We start from the raw sequence: 24684 nt of genomic DNA on the forward strand, positions 1-24684 counted from the left end.
AAGAAACCCAGGAAGGGTGTCTTTCGTTTTCAATCAACCGTTTTCCAGAACTTTTCAAAGTTCTGGAAAACGCAAGCAGCTTGTCGAAAAGACTTTTTCGACAAGCTGAAACGGGCATCCATAGGATGCCCGCTTTTCGTCAGTTCCCGGTCTCCAGGGAGATCTTGTTGAACATGGCCAGAATGTCGTCCATGGAGGTGGACTGCTTTTCCGCCCCCGCCCGGTCCAGCACTACATGGCCCCGGTTCATCATCAGGATCCGGTCCCCGTACTCCACCGCGTAGCGGAGGTTATGGGTGACCATCATGGCCGTGAGCCCCTTCTCCCGGACCACCTTGTCCGTCAGGACCATGATGGTCTCCGCGGTCTTGGGATCCAGGGCGGCGGTGTGCTCGTCGAGAATGAGGAATTTCAGCGGCGTCATGGTGGCCATCAGCAGCGCCACCGCCTGCCGCTGTCCGCCGGAGAGAGCGCCCATCCGCACGTCCAGCTTATCCTCCAGTCCCAGGCCCAGGGCGGAGAGCTGCTGGCGGTAGAAGTCGATGCGCTTTTTGTTGACGCCACGGCTCAAGCCGTAGGACCTGCCCTTGTTGTCCGCCAGGGACAGATTTTCCAGCATGGTGAGATTGGGGCAGGTGCCGGCGGCAGGGTCCTGGTAGACCCGGCCCATGGTGGCGTACCGCTGGTAGTCCTTCAGCCTGGAGATGCTCTGTCCCCCCACCAGCACGTCGCCGCCCTCAATGGGGATGGAGCCGCAGATGATGTTCAGCAGGGAGGTCTTGCCGCTGCCGTTGCTGCCCACGATGGCCACGAACTGGCCGTCCTCCACCGTCAGGGAGAAGTCCTCGAACAGCCGCTGCTCCGTCAGCGTGCCGGGGTTGTAGATCTTCGTGACGTTCCGTACCTCAAGCATGGATGATCGCCTCCCCCTTCCGGCCGGACAGCACCAGCACCAGCAGGAACAGTGCCGCCGTGATCAGCTTCATCATATTGGTGGGCAGGCCCATGCTCATGGCGATCTGGATGCAGAGCTTATAGAGCACGCTGCCCAGCACCACCGCCGTGGTGCCCTGGGGAGAGCCCAGGAAGCGGAGCGCCCGGGATTTCCGCAGCCCCCGGGTCAGCCGGGTAGAGGCGTAGAAGTGCATGAGAGACACACCGATGATCACCGCCGCCAGGCCGTACACCAGCTGCCCCGTGCCCATGGTGGCGGAGAAGCTGCGGGTCTCGTGGCAGACGATGCACCCGCCGAAGGCCACCAGGGCGTTGGAGATCACCAGGCCCAGGATCTTCACCGTGCCCCGGTCCTTGGCCAGGGTGGTCACCAGGGTGGCGTTGTCGCCCACCGCCCGCAGCAGCAGGCCGGATTTCGTGTGGAAGTAGGCGTCCAGCAGCAGCTTCACCACGATGACCAGCGCCAGGGACACGATCAGCTTCCGCCCGGAGAGGGACAGGTCCCCGAACAGGGCCATCACCGGAGCGGAGGTGAAGATGGTGTCGATGGACCGGTCAATGTTCAGGTTGGACCCGGCGATCTGCAGGTTCACGGAGAACAGGGCCGTCATGGTGATGATGCCCGCCAGCAGGTTCCGCACCTTCAGCTTCACGTGGACCACGCCGGTGAAGAGGCCCGCCAGGCCCCCGACCACCAGGGAGATGGGCAGGGTCAGCCAGGCGTTGACGCCGCGGGTCATCAGCACCGCCGTGACGGCGGCACCCAGGGGGAAGGTGCCGTCCACCCCCAGGTCCGGAAAGTCCAGAATGGAATAGGTGATATACACGCCGTAGGAGATCAGGGCGTAGATCAGACCCTGGATCAGGGTGCTGGTCAGCAGTTCCATCACGTCCATGAGTTGAGATGCCTCCTTGTGAGATGATCAGACCACCGTGCTGCGGAGGGTGCCGATGCCTTCGATGGCGCACTCCACAACGTCGCCGGACTGGAGGAATTTGGGCGGGTCAAAGCCCATGCCCACACCGGCGGGGGTGCCGGTGGCGATGATGGTGCCCGGCAGCAGGGTCATGCCGGCGGTCAGCTCCTCCAGGATCTGGCCGATGGAGGTGATCAGCAGGGAGGTGTTGGACTGCTGCCGCAGCTCCCCGTTGACGCGGCAGGTGATCTCCAGCGCCGGGGGATAGGCGATCTCGTCGGCGGTCACCAGCACAGGACCCATGGGGGTGGCGCCGTCCAGGCTCTTGCCGAAGTACCACTGCTTGTGGCCGGTCTGCAAGTCCCGGGCGGACACGTCGTTGAGGACGGTGTAGCCGAAGATGCAGTCCGCCGCATCGGCGGCCTTCACGTCCCGGGCGGTCCTGCCCAGCACCACCGCCAGCTCCGCCTCGTAGTCCAGACGGTCCGTGAGACCTGCGTGGCGGGGGATGACGCCGTCGGGCTTTCCGGCCTCGCTGACCCGCTTGGAGAAGTACACGGCCACCGGCCGCTCCTTCCGGAAGGCGTCGGCGCTGTATCGGGCGGCCTCTTCCGCGTGGGCCAGATAGTTCATGCCCAGGCACAGCACGTCCTGCCGGGGGCGGGGGATGGGGGCCAGCAGCTCCACGTCAGACAGCGCCAGCGCGCTGCCGCGCTCCGCCGCGGCGACGGCGGAGCGCAGGTCTGTAAGGGTCATGGTCTCGATCAGGGTGTTCATATCCGGAACGGGGAGGGGCAGGACGCCGGTTCCGTCCTCTGTCAGGGCGCCCACGTGTTCGGCGCCGTTCTGGCGATAGGTGATCAGCTTCATAATGGACTCTCCTTTTTCTGTTTACAGCCGGGGACTTACTCCGCGCACTCCTCGGCCTGCTGGGCGATGTCGTCGGGGATGGTGATGCTCAGCTTGGCGGCGGTGTCGGAGTTGATATACAGGCCGTACTTCTCGATGGTCTCATAGGGCAGATCCTGGCAGGAAGCCTCGCCGGTGAGGACCTTGGCGGCCATCAGGCCGGTCTGGATGCCCAGCTGGACGTAGTCCAGGCCCGCACCGCCCACGCAGCCCAGCTTCACCTGCTCCACTTCGGAGCCGTAGACGGGGATGCCGGCCTCATCGGTCTTCTCCAGAATGGCGCCCAGCACGCCCACCACGTTGTTGTCCGTCAGGTTGGACAGGCAGTCCACCCCGTGGGACAGCAGAGTGTCCACCGCCTGGGTGACCTCTGCCTGGGAGGTGACGCCCACGGCGTCGATGGTGAAGCCGTAGTCTGCCGCCAGCTCCTCATAGACGCTGATGGAGTAGACGGAGTTGGCCTCGCTGGTGGTGTAGACGATGCCGATGGTGTCGGCGTCCGGTTGCAGGGCCCGGATCAGCTCCAGCTGGCCGGCCACCGGCAGGGCGTCGGAGGTGCCGGTGATGTTGCCCTCGTCCAGGTGGGCGCCCACCGGATCGGTGATGGCGGTGAAGATCACGGGGATGTCCTTGTCCTCCGCGGCGTTGAAGCAGGCGGTGGCGGCGTTGGTGGCGATGCCCACCATCAGATCCACGTCCTCGGCGGAGAACATCTGGCCGATCTGGGTGGCCTGGTTGTCGTCGAAGTTGGCGTTCTGATAGTCTGCCTCAAAGTCGGCGCCCTCCACCAGGCCGGCCTGCTCCAGACCCTGGAGGAAGCCCTCCCGGCAGTTGTCCAGGGAGCCGTGCTGGCCGTACTGGCTGATGCCGATCAGGTACTTGACGGTCTCGCCGCCATCGGCGGAGGTGTCATTGTTGGAGGCGGTGTCGTCCGTGCTGCCGCCGCAGGCGGCCAGGGACAGGACCATCGTCAGGGACAGGCCGCAGGCGGCCAATTTCTTCAGAATGTTCATCATAGTATTTACCAACCTTTCGATCAATTAGAAATTAGAAATGAGGAGTCAGGAATTCGGGATCTATTTCCGAGCTCCGCCATCGTTTCGTATAGAGTTTCATAGAGAGTCTCCTTTCCAGAGAGGTCAAAAGGCATCAAAAAAAGCCCTGCCCCATATTTGGGACAAGACTTGAAACCGTCCTGCGGTACCACCCAAGTTGACGCAAAGCGCCCGCTCGTCTCACGTACTTCCATACGCGCCGCCCGGATAACGGGTGCGGGTCCCGTCAGACGCTACTGAACTCTCGCCGTTCGCGCTGCCCTCGCAAGTCCATTCGCTGGAAAGTTCTCTGCCGTGATCCCACCATCCACGGCTCTCTGAAAGGTGACCTGACCAGGTACTCCTCTTGCTCAACGGTTTTTCTGATTGGTTGCATTATACGAAGCGGCGACGGAAATGTCAACCGTGATTTTGCACAAATCTTTTCTCCTGCTTTAAAGGGATAAATCCCGGGCGGAAAGCGGCCCCCGGCAGAACAGCCCTGTGACGGGAAAAGCCCGGAGGGAAATGAATTCCCTCCGGGCCAAGATTTTGCTTTGCAAAATGCTTGTCCGCGCTGATGCGCGCCCCGCTGCGCGGGGGCCTGATCAGCGGCTTTAGGAGAGCAGCATCTTGTCGTCGGCTTCGTCACTGCCGCTGACCTTGCTGAACAGGTCCAGCAGATCTGGGACCGTGAGCTTCTTCTTCTCCTCGCCGGACACGTCGATGACGATGTTGCCGTCGTACATCATGATGAGCCGGTTGCCGTGGACGATGGCGTCCTTCATGTTGTGGGTGACCATCATGGTGGTCAGCTCGTTCTCCGCCACGATCCGGTCGGAGAGCTCCAGCACCTTGGCGGCGGTCTTGGGGTCCAGGGCGGCGGTGTGCTCGTCCAGCAGCAGCAGCTTGGGCCGCTTTAGGGAGGCCATCAGCAGCGTCAGTGCCTGGCGCTGGCCGCCGGAGAGCAGCCCCACCTTGCTGGTGAGCCGGTCCTCCAGCCCCAGGTCCAGGTCCCGCAGCAACTCCCGATAGTCGGCCCGCTCCGTCTTGGTGATGCCCCAGCCCAGGCCCCGGCTCTGGCCGCGGCGGGCCGCCAGGGCCAGATTCTCCTCGATCTGCATGGTGGGGGCAGTGCCCATCATGGGATCCTGGAACACCCGGCCGATGAACTTGGCCCGCTTGTGCTCCGGCAGGCGGGTCACATCCACCCCGTCGATGACGATGGCGCCGCTGTCCACCGTAAAGGTGCCGGCCACCGCATTGAGCATGGTGGACTTGCCGGCGCCGTTGCCGCCGATGACGGTGCAGAAGTCCCCGTCCTTCAGGGTCAGGCTGACGCCCCGCAGGGCCTGCTTCTCATTGACGGTCCCGGCGTTGAACGTCTTCCAGATGTTCTTGATCTCAAGCATCCTGTTCCCCTCCTGTCTTGACCTCCGCCTTGGCGCCGCCGGCCGGCACCTTGACACGGGCGTACTTCCCCTTCCAGTAGGGGATGGCCAGGAATGCCGCCACGATCAGGGCGGTGATGAGCTTCATATCGTCGGTGTTCAGGCCCAGCCAGATGACCACCTGATACACCAGGTAGTACAGGATGGCGCCGATGGCCACCGCCACCAGCTTCAGGGCGAAGTTGTGGAACAGCTTGCCGAAGATCACCTCGCCGATGATGACGGCCGCCAGGCCGATGACGATGGCACCCCGGCCCATGTTCACGTCTGCGAAGCCCTGATACTGGGCCAGAAGGGCGGAGGACAGGGCCACCAGGCCGTTGGACAGCATCAGGCCCAGCACCTTGGTGAAGTTGGTGTTGATGCCCTGGGCCCGGGACATATTGGGATTGGAGCCCGTGGCCCGCAGGGACGCGCCCAGCTCCGTGCCGAAGAACCAGTACAGCAGGGCGATGACCGCCGCCACAAAGATGGCCACCACCAGGATGGGGTTGTCCAGGCTGAGAGAGCGGACGCTCTGCTGGTCCACCAGCAGTTCATACTGCCGGGAGCTGACGGGCCGGTTGGCCTGGCCCATGATCCGCAGGTTCACGGAGTACAGGGCCAGCTGGGTCAGGATGCCGGCCAGGATGGCCGGGATGCCGCAGACGGTGTGGAACAGGCCGGTGACCAGTCCGGCCAGCACGCCTGCCAGGAACGAGCCCAGCAGGGCCAGCGGCAGGGGCACGCCCGCCATGGTCAGCATGATGAAAGCGGCGCCGCCGGTGGCCATGGTGCCGTCCACCGTCAGGTCGGCCACGTCCAGGATGCGGTAGGTGATGTACACCCCGATGGCCATGATGCCCCAGATCAGTCCCTGGGCAACCACGCCCGGCAGGGCGTTGACCAGATGCATGATGTTCAAGTGAGATCCCTCCAAGATCCTCCGGGTCTCGCCCGGAGGAAGTTTGCTGCTCTATTCTAGCAAAGAGTAGCGGAAAAGGGAAGCCCCTTTTCCGCTGGCTCTTTTCAGCTTTTTGAAAGTGCGGGGTGGTTACTCGGCGATGGCCTCATAGCCCTCGGGGGCGGTCAGGCCCAGAGCCTCACACATGGTGGGGTTGTACTTGGGGGTGAACTGGGGGGCGTACTCGATGGGCATGGCGGCGGGATCGGCGCCGTTCACCAGGATCTCATAGGCCATCTCACCGGTGGCGTAGCCGATGTCATAGTAGCTGATGGTCAGGGTGGCCACGCCGCAGCCCTTGCAGATGCCCTCCTCACCGGCAATGATGGGGGTGGAGGAATCCAGGGCGATGTTGCCGATCAGCTCGGCGTTGTTGGCGGCGGTGTTGTCGGTGGGGATATAGACCACGTCGCTCTGGGCGCAGGCGTTGGTGGCCACGGCGGACAGGTCGTTGGAGTCGGAGAAGGAGTACTGGGTGCAGGTGTAGCCCATCTCCTCCAGATAGCTCTGGACGGTGTCCACCTGATACTGGCTGTTGGGCTCGCCGGAGCAGTACAGCAGACCCACGGTCTGGGCCTCGGGGAACCAGGTGTGCAGCATTTCCGCCTGCTGGTCCAGGGGCGCCAGGTCAGAGGTACCGGAGACGTTGAAGCCGGTGGTCCCCTCAAACCCGTCGATGCCCAGGGCCACGCCGTACTCGGTGATGGAGGTGCCCAGGATGGGGATGGTGCTGGTGGCGGTGGAGGCGGCCTGCAGGGCGGAGGTGCCGTTGGCCATGATCAGGTCCACGCCCTGGGAGACGAAGTTGTTGGCGATGGTGGAGTAGTTGGAGGGGTCGCCGGAGGCGTTCTCAAACTCGATGGAGACGCTGTCCCCCAGCTTTTCCGTCAGAGCGGCCTGGAAGCCCTCTGTGGCGGCATCCAGCGCCTCGTGCTGCATCTGCTGGATGATGCCGACGGTGTAGGTCTGGCCGTCGCCGGAGGCGGTGTCATCCGTGGAGGTGTCGCCGCTGGTCTGGGTGTCGCCGCCGCAGGCGGCCAGGCTCAGAGCCATGACAGCGGTCAGGGCAAGGGCAAGAAACTTCTTTTTCATCGCAGTGATCTCCTTTACAAGATTGATCGGGGGGAAAATTATAAAAGGCGGCTCTGTCCCAAGTGCAGAGCCGCCTTCCATACGGGGTGCGATCCACCGGCCGATGGCTGCATCACTGGCTGCTCTGCCTATGACGATATCGGCCCGCATAGCGGACCTGGCAGCCATAAAATCGAGAGTGCTCCGCCACAGTGCGGAACATCACGCAGATCAGATCCATGGTAGAGCTCCCTTCTGCCGGCCGGCCTTTGTACTTTTACACCATACAGCTTTAAACAGATAAAGTCAATGGTGATTTTATACAAAAAAACTGGAAGATATTCCGGGAACATGGGATCGTCCCGAAGGGACAGCCGCCCGGCGCTCTCCAGGCGGAAAGCGCCGGGCGGCAGGACACCGTCCTCTCAGCCCCACAGGGCGGAGAGCATGGGGATGACCTGTTTTTTCCGGGACATGATCTTGGGCAGAAACACCACGTCCTCCACATCCTCCACATTGAAGGCCTGGCGGATGGTCTCCCGGTCGCCCACGAACAGCAGCTGAGTGCCCTCCAGCAGCACGTCGGTGACCATCATGATCACCATGTCAAAGCCCTTCTCCTTCCGGATGGAGGTCATGAGCTTCAGGAACTCGTCCTTCCGCTGGAGCAGCTTGTCGGAGTCCATGCAGGTCACCTGGCTCACGGCCAGGTTGTGGCCGGCGATGTGGAACTCCTTGTAGTCCGTCCGAAAGATCTCCTCCGCAGAGCGGGTGCCGCCGCCGGCGGCGGAGAAGATCACCTGGCCCAGCTCCTTCAGGGAGATGTTGGCGATGCGGGCCATGCGGTTGGCCACGTCGATGTCCCGCTGGGTGCAGGTGGGGGACTTGAACATGACCGTGTCGGACACGATGGCCGCGGCCATGAGCCCCGCCATCTTGGCGGTGGGCATCAGGCCCTTGTCCTGGTACATGCCGGCCACGATGGTGGTGGTGCTGCCCACCGGCTCGTTGCGGACGGTGATGGGGTTCTTGGTCTGGATGTCCGCCAGCCGGTGGTGGTCGATGATCTCCAGGATGTCCGCCTGGTCCAGGCCGGGGACGGACTGGGCCTTCTCATTGTGGTCCATCAGGATCACCTGCTTGCGCCGGGGGCGCAGCAGATGGTAGCGGGACAGCGTGCCCACCACGTGCTCTTCCTCGTCCAGAATGGGGTAGGCACGGAAGCGGCTCTCCAGCACGGCGTTGCGCACGTCGTCGATATAGTCATCCAGGTGGAAGCACACCAGGTCGGAATTCTTGCAGATGCTGCTGATGGGCATGGCGTGGTAGATCAGCCGCACCGCCCGGTAGGCGTCAAAGGCGGTGGAGATGATGCAGGTGTCCGTCTGGGTGGCCAGCAGCTCCGGGTCCACCTCCGCCTGGCAGACGATGATGCAGGCCACGCCGATCTCCAGCGCCCGGCGGATCATGTCCGGCTGGTCGCCGCAGACCACGATGCTGTCCGGGCTGGAGAACATCAGGTTCTCCCGGCTGGCGGGCAGGGCGATGGTGACCTCGCCGGAGATCTCGTCCCGCATCTCGCCGCCCTGGTTGAGGATCTTCCCCTCCAGCACCGACAGCAGGTTGTACACCGGGATCCTGCCCACATTGGGATTGCGGACGGAGGACATGTCGTAGTTGGCCACGTCCCCGGCGGAGAGCATGCCGTACAGCGTCCCGTCCTCATTGGCCACGGGGATGGCGGAGATCTTGTTCTTCTGCATGGTCCGCCAGGCCCGGCTGATGGCGGCGGCGGCGGACAGGGTGGGGGGCGTGTCGTAGTCCAGATCCCGCACCTGGGTGCGCACGTTGTTCAGCAGCTTGGGGGGCTGGAAGCCGAAGCGGTCCAGCACGGTCTGGGTCTCGTCGCTGATCTGGCCCAGGCGGGCAGCCTCATACTGCCGCTGGCCCAGGGCGTTTTTCAGGGCGGCATAGGCCATGGCGGAGACGATGGAGTCCGTGTCCGGATTCCGGTGTCCGGTGATATAGATGGTGTCCATGATTCCTCCCTTTTGTCTGGATGCGGGGCATCCGTTTTCTGGAAATTTGATGGTTTTATTATGCGTCGTCCCGGCGGCTTTGTCAACCGCCGCCGGGGAAAAACGCTCCCGCCGGCGGGGCGGGAGCGGGGGCATTTACAGGATCAGCAGGTCCTTGGGGGCCAGGGTGAGGTTTTGGCAGCCGTCCTCCGTGAGATACAGCACGTCCTCGATCCGCACCCCCAGCCTTCCGGGCAGGTAGATGCCCGGCTCGGCGGAGATGACGGCCCCGGTAGGCAGGGGCTTGTCGTTGGACGGGGTGGCGTTGGGCCCCTCGTGGATTTCCACCCCCACGCCGTGGCCGAAGCTGTGGCCAAAATAGGGGCCGTAGCCCGCCTGTTCGATCACCTCCCGGGCGGCGCCGTCCACCGCCCGGCCGGTGGCCCCGGCTTTGGCGGCGGCGATGCCCGCCAGCTGGGCCCGCAGCACGGTGTCATAGACCTGGCGCATCTCATCCGTCACGGACCCAACCGCCACGGTGCGGGTCATGTCCGAGCAGTAGCCGTGGTACACGCAGCCGAAGTCCATGGTGACGAATTCCCCGGCCTGGATGACCTTCTCCGAGGGCACCCCGTGGGGCAGGCTGCCGTTGGGGCCGGACACCACGATGGGGTCGAAGGACTTGTCCTCCGCCCCGTAGTGGAGCATGAGATACTGGAGCCGGGCGGCGGTCTCCTTCTCCGTGACGCCGGGGCGGATCTCGTTCAGAATGTCCGCCAAGGCCTTCTCGGCGATGCGCTGGGCGGAGATCAGGATCTCCAGCTCCTCCGGGTCCTTCACCGCCCGCAGCTCCGCCAGCAGGTCCGCCGCCGGTACCAGCTCACAGGGCAGGGCCCTGGCGTAAAAGCCATGCTCCCGGACGGTCATATAGGCGTCCTCAAACCCAAGGCGGCGGATGTGGTGGCGCTGGACGGCCTCCTGCAAAAGCGCGGAGTACCCCCGGCCGGCGCCCACCTCCCGGATGTCCGCGCCCTGGATGTGCCGCCGGGCGGCCTCCGTGTACCGGGAGTCTGTGAAGTAGTAAAACTTCTCGGGAGTGACCAGGGCCATGCCGTCGGTGCCGGCGGAGTGAAAGCCGGAGGCGTAGAAGCGGTTGGCCTCGTTGGTCAGCAGCACGCCGTCCAGGTCATGGGATCTCAGCTGAGCGGCGATCTTGGCAAAGTGATTCATCGTGTTACCTCCTGGGCCGCCGATGTCCTCAGACGGCCATCAAAAGTCCGTAGAATACCGGGCGCTTATTGGGCGCCGGCCTCCATCTTCTCCACAGAGGCCCTGACGAAGCCGTAGAACAGCGGATGGGGCCGGTCGGGACGGACAAGCCGCTTACAGCGGCAGTCCGCGGGGGATGCCGGCGGGCTCGCCCCTTGCGGGGCAACCGCCCGCATGGCAGAGAGCCGTCCCGCCCGGATTTTATTGAGCGTCGGATTCCATCTTCTCCACAGAGGCCTTGACGAAGCCGTAGAACAGCGGGTGAGGCCGGTCGGGACGGACAAGCCGCTTACAGCGGCAGTCTGCGGGGGATGCCGGCGGGCTCGCCCCTTGCGGGGCAACCGCCCGCATGGCAGAGAGCCGTCCCGCCCGGATTTTATTGAGCGTCAGCCTCCATCTTCTCCACAGAGGCCCCGACGAAGCCGTAGAACAGCGGGTGAGGCCGGTCGGGACGGCTCTTGAACTCCGGGTGGAACTGGGCGCCCACGAACCAGGGGTGGTCCGGCAGCTCGATGATCTCCACCAGGCGGCCGTCCGGGGACAATCCCGCCAGGCGCATGCCGGCGGCCTCCATCTCCGCCCGGAAGTCGTTGTTGAACTCATAGCGGTGGCGGTGGCGCTCGGAGATCTCCGCCTGGCCGTAGAGGTCCCGGCTGCGGGAGCCCTCCGCCAGCACGCAGGGGTACCGGCCCAGCCGCATGGTGCCGCCCTTGTCCGTCACGTGGACCTGGTCCGGCATCAGGTCGATGACCGGGTGGGCGGTGGAGCCGGAGAACTCGGAGGAATTGGCGTCGGTCCAGCCCAGCACATGGCGGGCGAACTCGATCACCGCCATCTGCATCCCCAGGCAGATGCCGAAGTAGGGGATGCGGTGTTCCCGGGCGTACCGCACGGCGGCGATCATGCCCTCGATGCCCCGGTCGCCGAAGCCGCCGGGCACCAGGATGCCGTCACAGCCCGCCAGCCGCTCCGCCGTGCTGGCCTCCGTCAGGGTCTCGGAGTCCACCCACCGGATGTCCACCACCGCGTCGTTGGCGGTGCCGGCGTGGTTCAGGGACTCCACCACGGAGAGGTAGGCGTCGTGGAGCTGGGTGTACTTGCCCACCAGGGCGATGGTGACCCGCCTGTGGGCGTTCTTCTCCCGCTTCACCATGGCGCTCCACTCCCGCAGGTCCGGCTGGTGGGTGATGAGGCCCAGCTTCCGGCACACCACCTCGTCCAGGCCCTCCCTGGCCATCAGCAGGGGCACCTCATACAGCGTCTCCGCCGTGGCGTTCTGGATGACGCAGTCCGGTTGGACGTTGCAGAACAGGGCGATCTTCCGGCGGATGTCCTCGGTGATGGGCACGTCACACCGGCACACCAGGATGTCCGGCTGGATGCCCAGGCTCAGCAGCTCCTTCACGGAGTGCTGGGTGGGCTTGCTCTTCAGCTCGCCGCTGCCGGGGATCTGGACGATGAGGGGCACGTGGATGAACACCACGTCCCCCCGGGGCCGCTCCGCCGCCACCTGCCGGATGGCCTCCAGAAAGGGCTGGGACTCGATATCGCCCACAGTGCCGCCGATCTCCGTGATGACCACGTCCACGTCCTCGTCCGCCATGGCGTAGATGCGGCGCTTGATCTCGTCGGTGATGTGGGGGATGATCTGCACCGTGGCCCCCAGGTAGTCGCCCCGGCGCTCCCGGTTCAGCACGGACCAGTAGATCTTGCCGGAGGACACGGAGCTGTTGCCGGTCAGATCCTCGTCCACGAACCGCTCGTAGTGGCCCAGGTCCAGGTCCGTCTCGGCCCCGTCCTCGGTGACGAAGACCTCCCCGTGCTGATAGGGGCTCATGGTCCCCGGATCCACATTGATATAGGGGTCAAACTTCTGGTTCCGCACCCGGATGCCCCGCTGCTTCAGAAGCCGCCCCAGGGAGGCCGCGCAGATCCCCTTGCCCAGACCGGACACCACGCCGCCCGTGACGAATACGAATTTCGTTGACATGCCGTTCACCTTGCCTTTCCACGCACACAGTTTCTGCAGGAAACGCCCGTTGTACGCCCGCCGCTGACAGCCCGACAAACAAAAAACACCGCCGGACCGATTTTGCGGCTGAAAGTCCCAGTCTCTTTCGGGACGTTCGGCCGCGGTCCGCGGTGTGTCTGTTTGGTTGTCGCGTTGCGGCATCCGCCGCAAACCGCCGCCCAAAGCGTTTCCAAAAAATACTGTTCCAGTGTAGCACCGGCCCGGGGAAATGTCAACGGCCGACCCGTGGCAAAACCGGCAGAATCGAAGGGGCGGTCCGGGCCGGTTTTCTGTGGATTTCGGCAAAGGCCGGGCACGGAAGCTCCGTGCCCGGCTCTTGCTGGTTCACCGGTCCCCGAAGGTCTGGTGGAGCTGCACCAGCTCCATGGGAGACTCCACCCAGTTCTCCACGTACCCGCAGCCGCAGCAGACGTAGCGGATGACAGGGATCTTTCCCATGAGGGTATATTTGCTGGTGTAGATGTTGCTGCCGCTGGCGTAGCGGCTGGGGTGATCGGGGATGCGGACGATGTCTCTGCTGCCGCACTTGGGGCAGACATGGGCATTTTTCATCTCGGCTCCTTTCGCTCCAGGAGGGCCGCCCCGCACAGGGCCAGCAGAGCGGCCAGATCCGCCGGCGTGGGTGCCGGGCGGGAGGCGTTCGGCGCATTTTCCATACTGCTCACCGGCTCCTGCGGCCATAGAACCGGATGGCCATGGGGATGGACACCACCGTCAGCACCACGGCGGCGATGGCGGCGGGCACCAGGGAGAAGGACAGGTAGAAGCCGCCGTCCAGGGAGGACTGCTCGATGGTGGCGATGCCTCCGGCGCTGGCGCACACCAGGAAGATGATGAGGAACATGGCCAGCCGCCCCTTCTCCACGCCGAACCGGAACATCAACGGCAGGGTGATGTCCAGGATGCACACGGCCACGCACACGGACAGCAGAATGACGGGGATGGAGGGGCCGGTCACGTCGCTGAGCCAGACGAAGGAGAGGATGGTCTGGAGGACGAAGGTGGCAGCCGCCGCGATGGCCACGCTGATCCAGCCGAAGAGATACTTGCTCAGCACCACGTCCCGGGCGGAGTAGGGCATCATGGCGGCCAGCTGGTCCCACTTGCTCCGCTCGTCATAGGCCAGGGCCGTGTAGGGCAGCATGGAGGCGTACACCACAGCGAAGGTGCTGTAAAACGTGCCGGGGATGCAGGAGAACACCAGGATCAGCAGCAGGAAGATCCTCATCTGCCGGAAGATCACATAGTAGTCTTTCAAAAGCAGGGCGCTCATTGCTTCTTTGCTCCTTTCACCAAAAACAGGACGACGTCCTCCACTGTGGGCCGCTCCAGCTCCCAGCCGGCGGGCACCAGGTCCCGCTTCACCAGGCACCGGACGCCGCCGAAGCCGCTGGACTCCCGGGCCACCACGGCCCCGTCCTGGAGGCTGTTCACCTGATCCGCCGTGCCCACGAAGATGCCGTACTCCTCCAGCAGGCGGTCCTTCTCGTCGCAGAACAGCAGCCGCCCCTGGTGGAGGAAGGCGATGTAGTCGCACAGCTTCTCCAGATCGCTCAAGATGTGGGAGGAGATCAGGATGGAGTGGTCCTCCTCCCGGGTGAACTCGTTGAAGATCTCCAGCACCTCGTCCCGGACGATGGGGTCCAGGCCGGAGGTGGCCTCATCCAGCACCAGCAGCTTGGGGCTGTGGCTCAGCGCCACGGCGATGGCCAGCTTCATCTTCATGCCCCGGGAGAAGTCCTTGAAGGGCTTCTTCTCCGGCAGGCCGAAGCGGGTGAGATAGTTCCGGTACTGCTTGCCGTCCCACCGGCGGTAGGTCCTGGCCATGACGTCTCCCACCTGCAGGGCGTTCAGGCTCTCGGGGAAATAGGCCTCGTCCAGCACCACGCCGATGTCCTCTTTCACGGCGAGGAACTCCGGCGAGGCGGCGTCCGTCCCCAGGACGGTGCAGGTGCCGCTGTCCGGCTGCAGGCCGCCCATCAGCAGGCGGATGGTGGTGGACTTGCCGGCGCCGTTCTCGCCCACCAGGCCGCAGATGGTGCCGCTGGGCACAGCGAGGGACAGGTCCTGTAAGGTAAAGCCGGGAAAGTGTTTCGTCACATGGCTCAGTTCGATGGCGTTCATACGTGAGGTTCCTCCTCTTTCAGCAGGATACGGAGCATCTCGTGGAGTTCTGCCGGAGAGACGCCGCACTGGGCGGCCAGCTCCACGGCGGCGTCCAGGTGGTCCTCCAGCTCCTTCAGCTTCTGTTCCCGGATCAGGTCCAGGTTCTTCTCCGCCACAAAGCAGCCTTTGCCGGCCACGGTGTACAGGAAGCCGTCGGCCTCCAGCTCGTCGTAGGCCCGCTTGGTGGTGATGACGGAGATCCGCAGGTCCTTGGCCAGGGCCCGGATGGAGGGCAGCGCCTCTCCCGGGGCCAGCTTGCCGGCGATGATCTGGGCCTTGATCTGGGCGTAGATCTGATCGTAGATGGGTTGGTTGGTGGTGTTGCGGATGATGAGTTCCATGGAAGTCACTCCTGTTCGTACTGTACATGCACAGTATATACAGTATACACGGATCTGTCAAGAGGGAAATCCAGGATCCTGCGAAAAAATTTTGTGGCCATTGCGACTAGGCTCTCTGCGGAAAATGTGATACACTACTGAAGTTGAGAACAACGGCCTGTCCGAAGAGAGGAGGCGGCGCTGTGGAGATCATTCCCGGCAGCGGAAACTGGAGGCTGATCCTCCGTCGGGAGGCGGAGGGGATCACAGTCCTGCGGGCGGCCACCTGCGACAAGCGGGCTGTTCTGCCGGAGACGCTGTGCGGCCTGCCGGTGACGGCCCTGGGGGACCATGCCCTCTCGCCCACCGCCGCCCCTGCGGAGGGGGAGGAGCTGCTGGTGACCTGCGGCGGCGCCGGCGACCCGGAGATCTGGACCAACCGGGACCTGGAGGATCTGACCCTGCCCCGGTCCCTCCGGCGGATGGGGGATTACGCCTTGATGAACTGCGGTGCCCTGCGGACGCTGCGGCTCCACGACGGCATTCGGATATGGGGCGCTGCCGTGCTGATGAACTGCCGCAGCCTGAACACCCTCCACCTGACACGAGAGGAGGAGCAGGGAGACGCCCTGGCCTGGTTTGCCGACGAGCTGCCCTGGGAGCTGGACGTCACCATCCGGGAGACGGACGGCAGCCTCTTCCGGCTGATCTTTCCGGAGTACCGAGAGGTCTACGAGGAAAACTGCCCGGCCCATCACTTTGACTACAACATCTCCGGCGCCGGGTATCCCTATCACCACTCCTTCCGCCGGAAGAAGCTGGATCTGCGGACGTATGACGAGCTGTGGCCCGGCTTTCTGGGCATGGAGCACGACGCGGGGTGTGCGGTGCGGCTGGCCTTCTGGCGGCTGCGGTACCCGATGGAGCTGTCGCCCCGGGCGGCGGAGCAGTACGGATCCTATCTCCGGACCCACGCCGGGGAGGCGGCGGTCTGGCTGGTGGGGGAGCGGGACATGCCGGGACTGGCGTTCCTGCTGCGGACGGCGGAGCCGGAGGCGGCGGAGCTGGCGGCCGCCCGGGACCTGGCCCGGGAGTCCGGCGCTGCCGAGGCGTTGGCCCTGTTGCTGGAGCAGCAGCGGGACGAGGCCCCCCGGGGCCTGGATAAGACCTTTGATCTGTAAACGGGAAGGAGGTGCGCCATGGCGCCCAAGGACCTGACGGCCATCGGGCTGGAGATCCTGCAGACGGCCCGGAACGAGCTGTATCTGAATCTGCCCTATCTGGACGTGGCATTGTGCAGCCTGGACTTCCAGCCCGGCGGGGGCGTGACGCTGAGCCTTGCCACGGACGGGGAGACGCTGTACTACGACGGCAGCTTCCTCTCAGACCGGTATCTCCGTTCCCGGACGGCGGTGGACCGGGCGTATCTCCACGTGCTGCTCCACTGCATGCTGCGGCACCTGTGGAAGAAGCGGGGCAGGGCGCCGGAGCTGTGGGACCTGGCCTGCGATGTCGCGGTGGAGAGCATCCTGGACCAGCTGGACTACCCCTGTCTGGCCGGGGGCTTCGTCCCCGCCAAGCAGAAGTTCTACGGCCAGTGCCGGGCGGAGATGCCGGTGCTGACGGCGGAGGGCATCTACCGCCATCTCCTGCGGCTGGATCTGCCGGCGTATGAGGTAGCCCGGCTCCAGCGGGCCTTTCTGGTGGACGACCACGGGCTGTGGGACCCGGACCAGCAGGACCAGGAGCAGCAGAAGCAGCGGGAGGAGAAGTGGCAGGGCGTCTCGGAAAAGACCCAGACGGGGCTGGAGACGGTGCTGGCGGGACAGGCCACCGGCGGCGAGGCGGTGCTGGAGCAGATCCGGGTGGCCAACCGGGACGATGTGGACTACCGGGCCTTCCTCCGGCGGTTCGCCGTGCCCCGGGAGGTGATGGCGGTGGACGGCGACGCCTTCGACTATATCTTCTACACCTACGGCCTCCAGCTCTACGGCAACATGCCCCTGGTGGAGCCGCCGGAGACGAAGGAGGAGAAGCGGATCGAGGACTTCGTCATCGCAGTGGACACCTCCATGTCCACCTCCGGTGAGCTGGTGCGGCAGTTTTTGGCCTGCACCTACGCCATCCTCCGCAGCACGGAGACCTTCACCCGGAAGGTGAACATCCGCATCCTCCAGTGCGACGACCAGGTCCGGTCCGACACGCCGATCCACGACCTGGAGGAGCTGAAGGCGTATATGGAGAACTTCCAGCTGGTGGGCGGCAGCGCCACGGACTTCCGGCCGGTGTTCGACCACGTGGCGAAGCTCCGGGCGGAGGGGGCCTTTACCTCCCTCCGGGGGCTGGTGTACTTCACCGACGGCATGGGCATCTACCCCCAGAAGCGGCCGCCCTATGACACGGCCTTTGTGCTGCTGGAGGAGCCGCCCCTGGCCGTGAGGATGCCCCCCTGGGCCATCCGGCTGGTGGTGCCCACCCCGGCCCTGGAGCGGGCCGCCCGGGAGGCCGCGGAGCAGGACGGCATGGACCTCATCGACTTGGACGAACTTCCCCAACTGTAAGGAGTACGGATATGAACATCAAACAGGCAAAGCAGGAGATCACCAACACCTTGAAGGCGTATCTGGCCCGGGACGAGCTGGGCAACTACCTGATCCCCACGGTGCGCCAGCGGCCGGTGCTGCTGATGGGCCCGCCGGGCGTGGGCAAGACACAGATCATGGAGCAGATCGCCGCCGAGACCGGCGTGGGCCTGGTGGCCTACACCATCACCCACCATACCCGGCAGAGCGCCATCGGCCTGCCCTTCATCGAAAAGCGCACCTACGGCGGGGAGGAGGTCTCTGTCACCGAGTACACCATGAGCGAGATCCTGGCCTCCGTCTACCGGCTGATGGAGCGGACCGGGCTGAAGGAGGGCATCCTCTTCCTGGACGAGATCAACTGCGTCAGCGAGACGCTGGCCCCCATGATGCTCCAGTTCCTCCAGTGCAAGACCTTCGGCAACCAGGCCCTGCCGGAGGGGTGGCTCATCGTGGCGGCGGGCAACCCGCCGGAGTACAACAAGTCCGTCCGGGACTTTGACGTGGTGACGCTGGACCGGGTGAAGCGCATCGACGTGGAGGAGGACTACGGTGTGTGGAAGGAATACGCCCGCCGCAAAAACCTTCACGGGGCCATCCTCTCCTACCTGGACATCAAGAAGGACAACTTCTACCGCATCGAGAACACGGCGGACGGATTGCAGTTCGCCACCGCCCGGGGCTGGGAGGACTTGAGCGAGCTCCTCTACGCCTATGAAAAGCTGGGCATCCGGGCGGACCGGGAGGTGGTGGGGCAGTACATCCAGATGCCCCGCATCGCCAAGGACTTCGCCAATTACCTGGAGCTGTTCTACAAGTACCAGAAGACCTATCACGTGGAGGGAATCCTCAGCGGCACCTGGGAGAACATCACGGTCCTGGAGCTGCGGGAGGCCCCCTTTGACGAGAAGCTCTCCGTCATGGGGCTGGTGCTCTCCCGCCTCAGCGAGGAGGCCCGGAACACCCGCCGGCAGGACGCCCTCACCGACGCCCTCCACAAGTCGCTCACCGAGTTCCGGGAGAAGATCGCCGACGCGCCGCCCCTGACGGTGCTGGACCAGCTGCTGTGGAAGCGCCGCACCGCCATGAAGCAGGCCAAAGAGGCCGGCCAGCTGGACAAGGAGTCCCGGGACCTCCGGCAGCGGGAGATCAACGCGTTGGAGGACTATCGCCGGCGGCTGGATCGGGAGGCCGCGGCGCCGGAGGGAGCCATGGACGCCGTCCGGGGCTGGTTCGGCCAGGAGGTGGAGCGGCGCAAGACCATGGCCGTGGAGACGAAGGCCATGTTCGACAACGCCTTCCGCTTTCTGGAGACCACCTTCGGTCAGGGACAGGAGCTGGTGATCTTCGTGACGGAGATCACCGCCGGGTACGACACCTCCTGGTTCGTGGAGCAGTTCGGCTGCGACGCCTATTTCCGCCACAACCGGGAGCTGCTGTTCGACAGCACCCGCCACCGCATCCGGGAGGAGATCACAGCCGCCAAGGCGGCGGAACAGGAGGAACACACATGAGTGAAGAGCTGAAGCAGATCGAGGCCGTCCTGGACGAAAAGGTGCGCCCGTCCCTGCGGGCCCACGGCGGGGAGCTGGAGATCGACCATCTGGAGGATGGCGTGCTGTATATCAAGCTGCTGGGCCAGTGCGCCGGGTGCCCCTCGGCGGATCTGACCAACGAGACGCTGATCGAGCATGAGCTGACGGCGGCCCTGCCGGAGCTGGTGCGGAAAGTCGTGGTGGTCCAGACTGTCAGCGACGAGCTGTGGGAGCAGGCCAAGCGGCTGCTGCGGGACCACCATCTGTGAAACAGGCAGAAGAAGAGCGCCTCCGGGATCCCGGAGGCGCTCGTTTGCGCAGTTACCAGCTGTGGTGCTGCCAGGACTCGTCAGGCGTCATGGCAAAGTAGCTGTAGTTGGGGGCGGGGCCGCTGTCGCCCCAGGTGGTGTCGATGTGGTATTCCGTGCCGTCCAGGGTGGCCACGGTCCAGATGTGGGAGCTGTTGGACAGGGCGGTGCAGTCGATGCCCTCCAGCTTCAAAAGCAGGTTGTAGGCGCCGGTGTACCCGTCGCACACGGCGGTGCCGTTCTCAAACAGGTTGTAGGCGATGTGGCTCAGGGAGCTGTCCCCGGCGCTGTAGTCGTAGACACAGTTGTCGCAGATCCAGGTGAAGTAGACCTGGGCCTTCTCATAGTCCGTCATGGAGGCGGTGATCTCCCCGCGCTCCCACAGGTCGTCATGGACGGCGATGGCAGCTTCCATGGCGGCGTCCCGGTAGGTCAGGATCTTCTCTCCCGCGTCGGCAGCGGAGAAGGTGAGGGTGATGGCCCCGTCCGCGGAGTAGGTGCAGTTGACAGTGTTGTAGCACTGCTCGCAGTAGGTCTTGACGTCTGCCAGCGCCGCCTCCATCACCTGCCGGGCAGAGACCACGGACAGGCTGGGATACTGGAGCGTCAGGGTGTTCTGGTTGGAGGCCAGCATGTACCGGATGCTCTCATCCAGCTCTGCCTCAGAGGAGGGCGCAGCCACGTAAGTCCCCAGAGGGACCAGGTCCCCCATGGTGGCACCCTGGGCGCTCCAGCTCTCCCGGCCCAGATCCCAGTCCGGCGTCACCCGCAGGCTTGGGTCCACCATGCGGGTCAGCATGGCGGCGGCTGCGCCCCGGGTGATGGGCTGGTCCGGCAGGAAGGAGCCGGTGCCGTCGCTGCCCACAGACACGCCGGCGCGGTAGAGGGTCAGGATGTCCTGATAATAGGGGGTGTATTCCGTCACGTCCGTAATGAACCGGCGGCTGGCGTAAGCCTGGGTCACAAGATCCTGATGGACGGCGGGCAGGACCTCCTCCGGCAGGGTGCTTGCCAGCACGTGGGCCACCTGGGCCCGGGTGGCGGGGGCGGACAGGACCTCGTCCAGCTCCGTGCCGATGACGCCCTCCGCCTGGAGATACCGCAGATACCGGAGGGCCGCAGCCTCATCGTCCTCACCGGCGTGGGCGCCCGGACCGGCCTCGGTGTCTCCGGTGCGGTACAGACTGCGGATGCGGCCGGCAAAGATGACCACCTGCCCCACGGTCAGCTGATCCCGCAGGCCGAAGGTGCCGTCGGCCTTGCCGACTGTCAGGCCGTACTCATACAGGGCAGCCACATTGCTGTAAAAGGTGGAGTCGGCGGGCAGGTCCGCAAACTGACCGGAATAGGTCCTGCTGCGGACGAAGTTGTCCGCACTGTCCTGGGCGGCCACGGCGGGGACTGAGAGCGTCAGCGCCAGAGCCAGCGCCAGAGCGCAGATCCGTTTCTTCATGACGGCACCTCCTTGCCTGTGATCGGAATACCTCTGCGGGCGGGGAGGACGCTCATGCGGGGATGTTCAGGTCCTCCATGGTCCGGTCCTCCACATAGGGATTCAAGTACTGGTTCACCACCTCCAGGGTGGCGTCGGGGTCCAGATAGATGTAGGGGGAATGCCATTCGCCGGGCAGGGTGGAGAAGGAGATGTTCTCCGCCCCCATGGAGATGGCCTCCTTGCCCAGCCAGGCCAGATTTCCCAGCGTCAGGTCCGTTTCCACGTACTGCTGGAAGATCTTCACGAAGTCATCGATCTTGTCCAGGTTGGACAGCGTCAGCGTCTGCTGGGCCACGGCCTTCAAAAATGCCTGCTGGGTCTGCATCCGGCCGATGTCCTCGTTGCCGTAGCCGGAGCCGTCGTTGTTGTGGCGGAAGCGGACCACCTTCATGGCCTCTTCGCCGGTGAGATGCTGCATCCCGGCATTGAAGTGGATGTGCAGATCCTGGTACGGGTCGTCGTAGTTCATATTGATGGGTACTTCGAAGTCCACGCCGCCGATGGCGTCCACCAGTGCCTCAAAGCCCGTCAGGTCCACGGATACGGTGAAATCCACCGGGATGCCCAACTGGTCGCCGATGACCTCTGCCAGCTTCTCCGCACCGCCGGAGCCGAAGGCGGCGTTGATCTTGTGGCTTTTGCCGTCCCAGACGGCCTTGGTGTCCCGGGCGATGCTGACGCCGTGGATGTAGCCGTTGGTGGCGTCCACCGCCACCAGGATGTTGGTGTCGCTGTTGCCGTTGCCGTCGTCGCACCCGGAGAGCAGGATGGTGTAGAAGTAGGGCTTGCGCTCCAGATGGGCGGCCCGGGCCTCGGCCTCCGGGTCCTGGACGGTCTCCTGATCGGAGATCGTCTCCGTCTCGTCGGGCTGGGAGGTGTCCGCAGGGACCTCCGGGGCACGGAAGAGGCAGAAGTAGCCTGCGTACAGGGCGGCGGCCACGAAGACCACGAGAAGCAGCAGCCTGCTCCAGCTGCGCCGTCTCCGGCGGGTTCTCTTTGTCATGTTACGATACGCTCCTTGCCGCCGGGGCATCATCGCCGCCGGCGTTTTCCGCAGATGATTTACATAATGCTTGTCCATTATAAAACGCATCGCGGAAAAACACAAGAGGAAAATGGCGTGCCGCGCACCGGCACGCCATTTTTCAGGACTGTGCGGAGTCCTCCTGCCCGTCCTCCGGCACCAGCTGCTGCAGCAGCGTCTTGATGTCGGCCAGCAGCTGGTTCTGGTAGGAGAGGGCGCATCGTATGTAGTGGAGCGCCGGGTCCAGGTCCTGTGCGGGGCCCGCGCCCTCCACCGGATGGGGCCAGCGGCGGACAGGGGGCTCCGGGACAGACGGCGCCGGTGCCGCACTGGAAGGGGCCGGCGTGGACCGGACCGTCCGGCAGCGGCAGCGGGATTGATTTGCCATGGCGATTCCTCCGTTGCAAGCTTTCTATGACCAGTCTATGCGGCGTTTATTCCCCGCGGTACTTTTTTCGGGTGGCGATGCCGCCCCGGATGTGCCGCTGGGCCTTGTTTACCTCCAGGATCTCCTTCACCTGCAGATACAGCACCCGGTTGAACTGGGGCAGCCGCTCGGAGATGTCCTTGTGCACCGTGGATTTGCTGATGCCGAATTTCTGTGCGGCGGCGCGGACCGTGGTCCGGTTTTCGATGATGTACTGAGCCAGCCGCTCGGCCCGCTCTTCCATGTTACCCTTCAAAACACAACACTCCCCGCCTCTTGTTGCTCCATCCTATGCGGGGGAGGCACGGGTTATTCCGGCGGCCCGGGCGCGAAAAAGCTATGGAAACCCGGAAAAGTATGGTATAATGCAGGCAGAGCACACAGCCGGGGCCCGATGCCCCGAGCCCTGAACAGAAAGGATGCGACAGAAGATGAATGAGACGCTGCGGGTTTTGAAGGAGCGGCGGAGCGTCCGCCGGTACAAGGCGGAGCAGATCACGGAGGCGGAGTTGAACGCCGTTTTGGAGGCGGGCACCTGGGCCCCGTCCGCCAAGGGGCTGCAGACCTCCGTCCTGGTGGTGGTCCAGGACCCGGAGACCATCGCCTATATGTCCCGGCTGAACGCCGAGATCCAGGGCAACCCGGGCACGGACCCCTTTTACGGGGCCCCCACCGTGGTGGTGGTCCTGGGAGACGGGGAGAAGCTGAACTGGCTGCAGGACGGCTCCCTGGTGATGGGGAACCTGATGAACGCCGCCGCGGCCCTGGGGCTGGGCTCCTGCTGGATCAACCGGGCCATGGAGCTCTTTGACCGGCCGGAGGGCAAGGAGCTGCTGAAGAAGTGGGGCCTGCCGGAGACATACCGGGGCGTGGGCAACTGCATCCTGGGGTATGTGGACGGGGAACTGCCCGCCCCCAAGCCCCGGAAGGACGGCTGGATCCTCCGGGTGTGAGCGCGGCACCGGGCGGCGGGACATTCCCGCCGCCCTGCCGGTTTCCCGGGGCGGCTACCTCTTGCGTCCAAAGCGGATTTGCGATACACTGAACGAAAGACTGTGAGAGCGCCGCTCCGGAGGGATGAACGGGGTGCGTCGCCGGAAAGGAAGGACCACCATGCCAGACATCACCGCTGTCACCCACGCCCAGAACATCCGCTATGACAAGCAGGCGGAGGCCCTGTACATCATCGACCAGACCCTGCTGCCGGGTGAGGAACGGGAGATCCGCCTGACCACCCTGGATGAGATGGTGGAGGCCATCCGGGCCCTGCGGGTGCGGGGCGCGCCCGCCATCGGCATCTGCGCCGGCTACTGCATGTACCTGCTGGCCCGGGACGCCTGGACAGAGGACCGGCAGGCGTTCCTGCGGAAGCTGACGGAGGACGGCGAGGCCCTCAACGCCTCCCGCCCCACGGCGGTGAACCTCAGCTGGGCCATCGGGGAGATGATGGCCGTGGCCCGGGCCCGTCTCCAGGAGCCCCGGGAGGTGCTGCTGGACGCCCTGTACCAAAAGGCCGTGGCGATCCATGAGGACGACATCGCCAAGTGCAAAGCCATCTCCGAATACGGCCTGAGCCTGCTGAAGGAGGGGGACGGCGTGCTGACCCACTGTAACGCCGGGCCCCTTGCCACCTCCCGGTACGGCACGGCCCAGGGCCCCTTCCTGCTGGCAGCGGAGCGGGGCATGCACATCCGGGTGTTCGCCGACGAGACCCGCCCTCTGCTCCAGGGCGCCCGGCTCACCAGCTACGAGCTCCAGCGGGCCGGGGTGGACGTGACGCTGATCTGCGACAATATGGCCTCCATCGTCATGCGGAACGGCTGGGTCCAGGCCTGCTTCGTGGGCTGCGACCGGATCGCCGCCAACGGCGACACCGCCAACAAGATCGGCACCTCCGGCGTGGCCATCCTGGCCAGGCACTACGGCATCCCCGTCTACGTGCTGGGGCCCACCTCCACCATCGACATGAACTGCCCCGACGGGGACCACATCCCCATCGAGCTGCGGGACCCGGAGGAGATCAAGACGCTGTGGTATGAAAAGCCCATGGCCCTGCCTGAGGTGAAGTGCTACAACCCCTCCTTCGACGTGACAGACCACGACCTGATCGCCGGCATCGTCACGGAGAAGGGCATCTGCCGGGCCCCGTACACCGAGAGCCTGGCGGCGCTGTTTGACGACGAGACCTGACAACAAAGCGGAATATCCGACATCTGTATCACAAGGAGG

Annotated in this window: 24 protein-coding genes and 1 other annotated feature; of the genes, 6 read left to right on the top strand and 18 right to left on the bottom strand. The window is 64.7% G+C overall.

The window, feature by feature from the left end; translation table 11 throughout:
• Window positions 1-139: 139 nt before the first annotated feature.
• The 14 genes from H9X91_RS11705 to H9X91_RS11770 all read right to left on the bottom strand — a co-directional run bounded on the left by H9X91_RS11705 (window position 140) and on the right by H9X91_RS11770 (window position 15105).
• Entirely contained in the window at window positions 140-913 is a 774-nt protein-coding gene (locus H9X91_RS11705) for an ABC transporter ATP-binding protein (protein ID WP_204805267.1), read from the bottom strand.
• Window positions 906-1850, bottom strand: a complete 945-nt coding sequence (locus tag H9X91_RS11710) for an ABC transporter permease (protein ID WP_420850739.1) — start codon at window positions 1848-1850, stop codon at window positions 906-908. The genes H9X91_RS11705 and H9X91_RS11710 overlap by 8 nt, the downstream gene beginning before the upstream one ends.
• Window positions 1851-1877: 27 nt before the next feature.
• Window positions 1878-2741: a fumarylacetoacetate hydrolase family protein gene (locus tag H9X91_RS11715; protein WP_204805269.1), complete on the bottom strand. Its 864-nt coding sequence runs from the start codon at window positions 2739-2741 to the stop codon at window positions 1878-1880.
• A gap of 35 nt (window positions 2742-2776) precedes the next feature.
• Window positions 2777-3796: an ABC transporter substrate-binding protein gene (locus H9X91_RS11720; RefSeq protein WP_243414535.1), complete on the bottom strand. Its 1020-nt coding sequence runs from the start codon at window positions 3794-3796 to the stop codon at window positions 2777-2779.
• A 154-nt stretch (window positions 3797-3950) separates the two neighbouring features.
• Window positions 3951-4198, bottom strand: a binding site (T-box leader).
• Between the two features lie 233 nt (window positions 4199-4431).
• Window positions 4432-5226, bottom strand: a complete 795-nt coding sequence (locus H9X91_RS11725; protein WP_204805271.1) for an ABC transporter ATP-binding protein — start codon at window positions 5224-5226, stop codon at window positions 4432-4434.
• On the bottom strand, window positions 5219-6160 hold the full coding sequence (locus H9X91_RS11730; protein WP_420850740.1) for an ABC transporter permease: 942 nt from the start codon (window positions 6158-6160) through the stop codon (window positions 5219-5221). Before H9X91_RS11730 ends, H9X91_RS11725 begins: the two co-directional genes overlap by 8 nt.
• A gap of 138 nt (window positions 6161-6298) precedes the next feature.
• Window positions 6299-7300, bottom strand: a complete 1002-nt coding sequence (locus tag H9X91_RS11735; RefSeq protein WP_204805273.1) for an ABC transporter substrate-binding protein — start codon at window positions 7298-7300, stop codon at window positions 6299-6301.
• A 404-nt stretch (window positions 7301-7704) separates the two neighbouring features.
• Window positions 7705-9318, bottom strand: coding sequence for a putative manganese-dependent inorganic diphosphatase (locus H9X91_RS11740; protein ID WP_204805274.1), 1614 nt, complete (start codon window positions 9316-9318; stop codon window positions 7705-7707).
• Between the two features lie 135 nt (window positions 9319-9453).
• Complete coding sequence (locus tag H9X91_RS11745) at window positions 9454-10527, bottom strand: M24 family metallopeptidase (RefSeq protein ID WP_204805275.1); 1074 nt, start codon at window positions 10525-10527, stop codon at window positions 9454-9456.
• 415 nt (window positions 10528-10942) lie between these two features.
• Window positions 10943-12556, bottom strand: a complete 1614-nt coding sequence (locus tag H9X91_RS11750) for a CTP synthase (RefSeq protein ID WP_204805276.1) — start codon at window positions 12554-12556, stop codon at window positions 10943-10945.
• 366 nt (window positions 12557-12922) lie between these two features.
• Window positions 12923-13150 carry a zinc ribbon domain-containing protein gene (locus tag H9X91_RS11755; RefSeq protein WP_204805277.1) on the bottom strand — a complete coding sequence of 76 codons (228 nt, stop codon included), beginning with the start codon at window positions 13148-13150 and terminating at the stop codon, window positions 12923-12925.
• 109 nt (window positions 13151-13259) lie between these two features.
• Window positions 13260-13871 (bottom strand): ABC-2 transporter permease, encoded by a 612-nt coding sequence (locus H9X91_RS11760; protein WP_204805279.1) that lies wholly within the window; start codon window positions 13869-13871, stop codon window positions 13260-13262.
• Window positions 13868-14722: an ABC transporter ATP-binding protein gene (locus tag H9X91_RS11765; RefSeq protein ID WP_204805281.1), complete on the bottom strand. Its 855-nt coding sequence runs from the start codon at window positions 14720-14722 to the stop codon at window positions 13868-13870. The genes H9X91_RS11760 and H9X91_RS11765 overlap by 4 nt, the downstream gene beginning before the upstream one ends.
• A complete protein-coding gene (locus H9X91_RS11770) occupies window positions 14719-15105 on the bottom strand; it encodes a GntR family transcriptional regulator (protein ID WP_204805283.1) in 387 nt (128 codons plus the stop codon). Before H9X91_RS11770 ends, H9X91_RS11765 begins: the two co-directional genes overlap by 4 nt.
• A gap of 182 nt (window positions 15106-15287) precedes the next feature.
• Between H9X91_RS11770 and H9X91_RS11775 the strand changes: the two genes are divergently transcribed.
• The 4 genes from H9X91_RS11775 to H9X91_RS11790 are packed head-to-tail and all read left to right on the top strand — an operon-like array spanning window position 15288 to window position 19470.
• A complete protein-coding gene (locus tag H9X91_RS11775) occupies window positions 15288-16265 on the top strand; it encodes a leucine-rich repeat domain-containing protein (RefSeq protein WP_204805285.1) in 978 nt (325 codons plus the stop codon).
• Between the two features lie 18 nt (window positions 16266-16283).
• The gene (locus tag H9X91_RS11780) at window positions 16284-17645 is read left to right on the top strand and encodes a vWA domain-containing protein (protein WP_204805287.1); all 1362 of its coding nucleotides are present in this window, start codon (window positions 16284-16286) and stop codon (window positions 17643-17645) included.
• A gap of 11 nt (window positions 17646-17656) precedes the next feature.
• Entirely contained in the window at window positions 17657-19180 is a 1524-nt protein-coding gene (locus tag H9X91_RS11785; RefSeq protein WP_204805288.1) for an ATP-binding protein, read from the top strand.
• Entirely contained in the window at window positions 19177-19470 is a 294-nt protein-coding gene (locus H9X91_RS11790; RefSeq protein ID WP_204805289.1) for a NifU family protein, read from the top strand. The genes H9X91_RS11785 and H9X91_RS11790 overlap by 4 nt, the downstream gene beginning before the upstream one ends.
• A gap of 52 nt (window positions 19471-19522) precedes the next feature.
• Here the strand turns inward: H9X91_RS11790 and H9X91_RS11795 are convergent, their stop codons facing one another.
• The 4 genes from H9X91_RS11795 to H9X91_RS11810 all read right to left on the bottom strand — a co-directional run bounded on the left by H9X91_RS11795 (window position 19523) and on the right by H9X91_RS11810 (window position 22699).
• Entirely contained in the window at window positions 19523-20962 is a 1440-nt protein-coding gene (locus H9X91_RS11795) for an S-layer homology domain-containing protein (RefSeq protein WP_204805290.1), read from the bottom strand.
• Between the two features lie 52 nt (window positions 20963-21014).
• Entirely contained in the window at window positions 21015-22007 is a 993-nt protein-coding gene (locus tag H9X91_RS11800; RefSeq protein WP_204805291.1) for an LCP family protein, read from the bottom strand.
• 142 nt (window positions 22008-22149) lie between these two features.
• Complete coding sequence (locus H9X91_RS11805) at window positions 22150-22416, bottom strand: hypothetical protein (RefSeq protein ID WP_204805292.1); 267 nt, start codon at window positions 22414-22416, stop codon at window positions 22150-22152.
• 46 nt (window positions 22417-22462) lie between these two features.
• Complete coding sequence (locus H9X91_RS11810; RefSeq protein ID WP_476739240.1) at window positions 22463-22699, bottom strand: sporulation transcriptional regulator SpoIIID; 237 nt, start codon at window positions 22697-22699, stop codon at window positions 22463-22465.
• Between the two features lie 187 nt (window positions 22700-22886).
• Here H9X91_RS11810 and H9X91_RS11815 point away from each other — a divergent pair, with 187 nt between their 5' ends.
• The gene (locus H9X91_RS11815; RefSeq protein WP_204805296.1) at window positions 22887-23408 is read left to right on the top strand and encodes a nitroreductase family protein; all 522 of its coding nucleotides are present in this window, start codon (window positions 22887-22889) and stop codon (window positions 23406-23408) included.
• A 160-nt stretch (window positions 23409-23568) separates the two neighbouring features.
• Window positions 23569-24645, top strand: coding sequence for an S-methyl-5-thioribose-1-phosphate isomerase (gene mtnA / locus H9X91_RS11820; protein ID WP_204805298.1), 1077 nt, complete (start codon window positions 23569-23571; stop codon window positions 24643-24645).
• Window positions 24646-24684 lie beyond the last annotated feature (39 nt).

The sequence above is a fragment of the Oscillibacter valericigenes genome (assembly GCF_016902445.1).
Lineage (GTDB): Bacteria > Bacillota > Clostridia > Oscillospirales > Oscillospiraceae > Oscillibacter > Oscillibacter avistercoris.

Coding starts and splice junctions, on each gene's coding strand:
- H9X91_RS11705 (WP_204805267.1), bottom strand. CDS start 913: ATGCTTGAGGTACGGAACGTCACGAAGATCTACAACCCCGGCACGCTG.
- H9X91_RS11710 (WP_420850739.1), bottom strand. CDS start 1,850: ATGGACGTGATGGAACTGCTGACCAGCACCCTGATCCAGGGTCTGATC.
- H9X91_RS11715 (WP_204805269.1), bottom strand. CDS start 2,741: ATGAAGCTGATCACCTATCGCCAGAACGGCGCCGAACACGTGGGCGCC.
- H9X91_RS11720 (WP_243414535.1), bottom strand. CDS start 3,796: ATGATGAACATTCTGAAGAAATTGGCCGCCTGCGGCCTGTCCCTGACG.
- H9X91_RS11725 (WP_204805271.1), bottom strand. CDS start 5,226: ATGCTTGAGATCAAGAACATCTGGAAGACGTTCAACGCCGGGACCGTC.
- H9X91_RS11730 (WP_420850740.1), bottom strand. CDS start 6,160: ATGCATCTGGTCAACGCCCTGCCGGGCGTGGTTGCCCAGGGACTGATC.
- H9X91_RS11735 (WP_204805273.1), bottom strand. CDS start 7,300: ATGAAAAAGAAGTTTCTTGCCCTTGCCCTGACCGCTGTCATGGCTCTG.
- H9X91_RS11740 (WP_204805274.1), bottom strand. CDS start 9,318: ATGGACACCATCTATATCACCGGACACCGGAATCCGGACACGGACTCC.
- H9X91_RS11745 (WP_204805275.1), bottom strand. CDS start 10,527: ATGAATCACTTTGCCAAGATCGCCGCTCAGCTGAGATCCCATGACCTG.
- H9X91_RS11750 (WP_204805276.1), bottom strand. CDS start 12,556: ATGTCAACGAAATTCGTATTCGTCACGGGCGGCGTGGTGTCCGGTCTG.
- H9X91_RS11755 (WP_204805277.1), bottom strand. CDS start 13,150: ATGAAAAATGCCCATGTCTGCCCCAAGTGCGGCAGCAGAGACATCGTC.
- H9X91_RS11760 (WP_204805279.1), bottom strand. CDS start 13,871: ATGAGCGCCCTGCTTTTGAAAGACTACTATGTGATCTTCCGGCAGATG.
- H9X91_RS11765 (WP_204805281.1), bottom strand. CDS start 14,722: ATGAACGCCATCGAACTGAGCCATGTGACGAAACACTTTCCCGGCTTT.
- H9X91_RS11770 (WP_204805283.1), bottom strand. CDS start 15,105: ATGGAACTCATCATCCGCAACACCACCAACCAACCCATCTACGATCAG.
- H9X91_RS11780 (WP_204805287.1), top strand. CDS start 16,284: ATGGCGCCCAAGGACCTGACGGCCATCGGGCTGGAGATCCTGCAGACG.
- H9X91_RS11785 (WP_204805288.1), top strand. CDS start 17,657: ATGAACATCAAACAGGCAAAGCAGGAGATCACCAACACCTTGAAGGCG.
- H9X91_RS11790 (WP_204805289.1), top strand. CDS start 19,177: ATGAGTGAAGAGCTGAAGCAGATCGAGGCCGTCCTGGACGAAAAGGTG.
- H9X91_RS11795 (WP_204805290.1), bottom strand. CDS start 20,962: ATGAAGAAACGGATCTGCGCTCTGGCGCTGGCTCTGGCGCTGACGCTC.
- H9X91_RS11800 (WP_204805291.1), bottom strand. CDS start 22,007: ATGACAAAGAGAACCCGCCGGAGACGGCGCAGCTGGAGCAGGCTGCTG.
- H9X91_RS11805 (WP_204805292.1), bottom strand. CDS start 22,416: ATGGCAAATCAATCCCGCTGCCGCTGCCGGACGGTCCGGTCCACGCCG.
- H9X91_RS11810 (WP_476739240.1), bottom strand. CDS start 22,699: ATGGAAGAGCGGGCCGAGCGGCTGGCTCAGTACATCATCGAAAACCGG.
- H9X91_RS11815 (WP_204805296.1), top strand. CDS start 22,887: ATGAATGAGACGCTGCGGGTTTTGAAGGAGCGGCGGAGCGTCCGCCGG.
- mtnA (WP_204805298.1), top strand. CDS start 23,569: ATGCCAGACATCACCGCTGTCACCCACGCCCAGAACATCCGCTATGAC.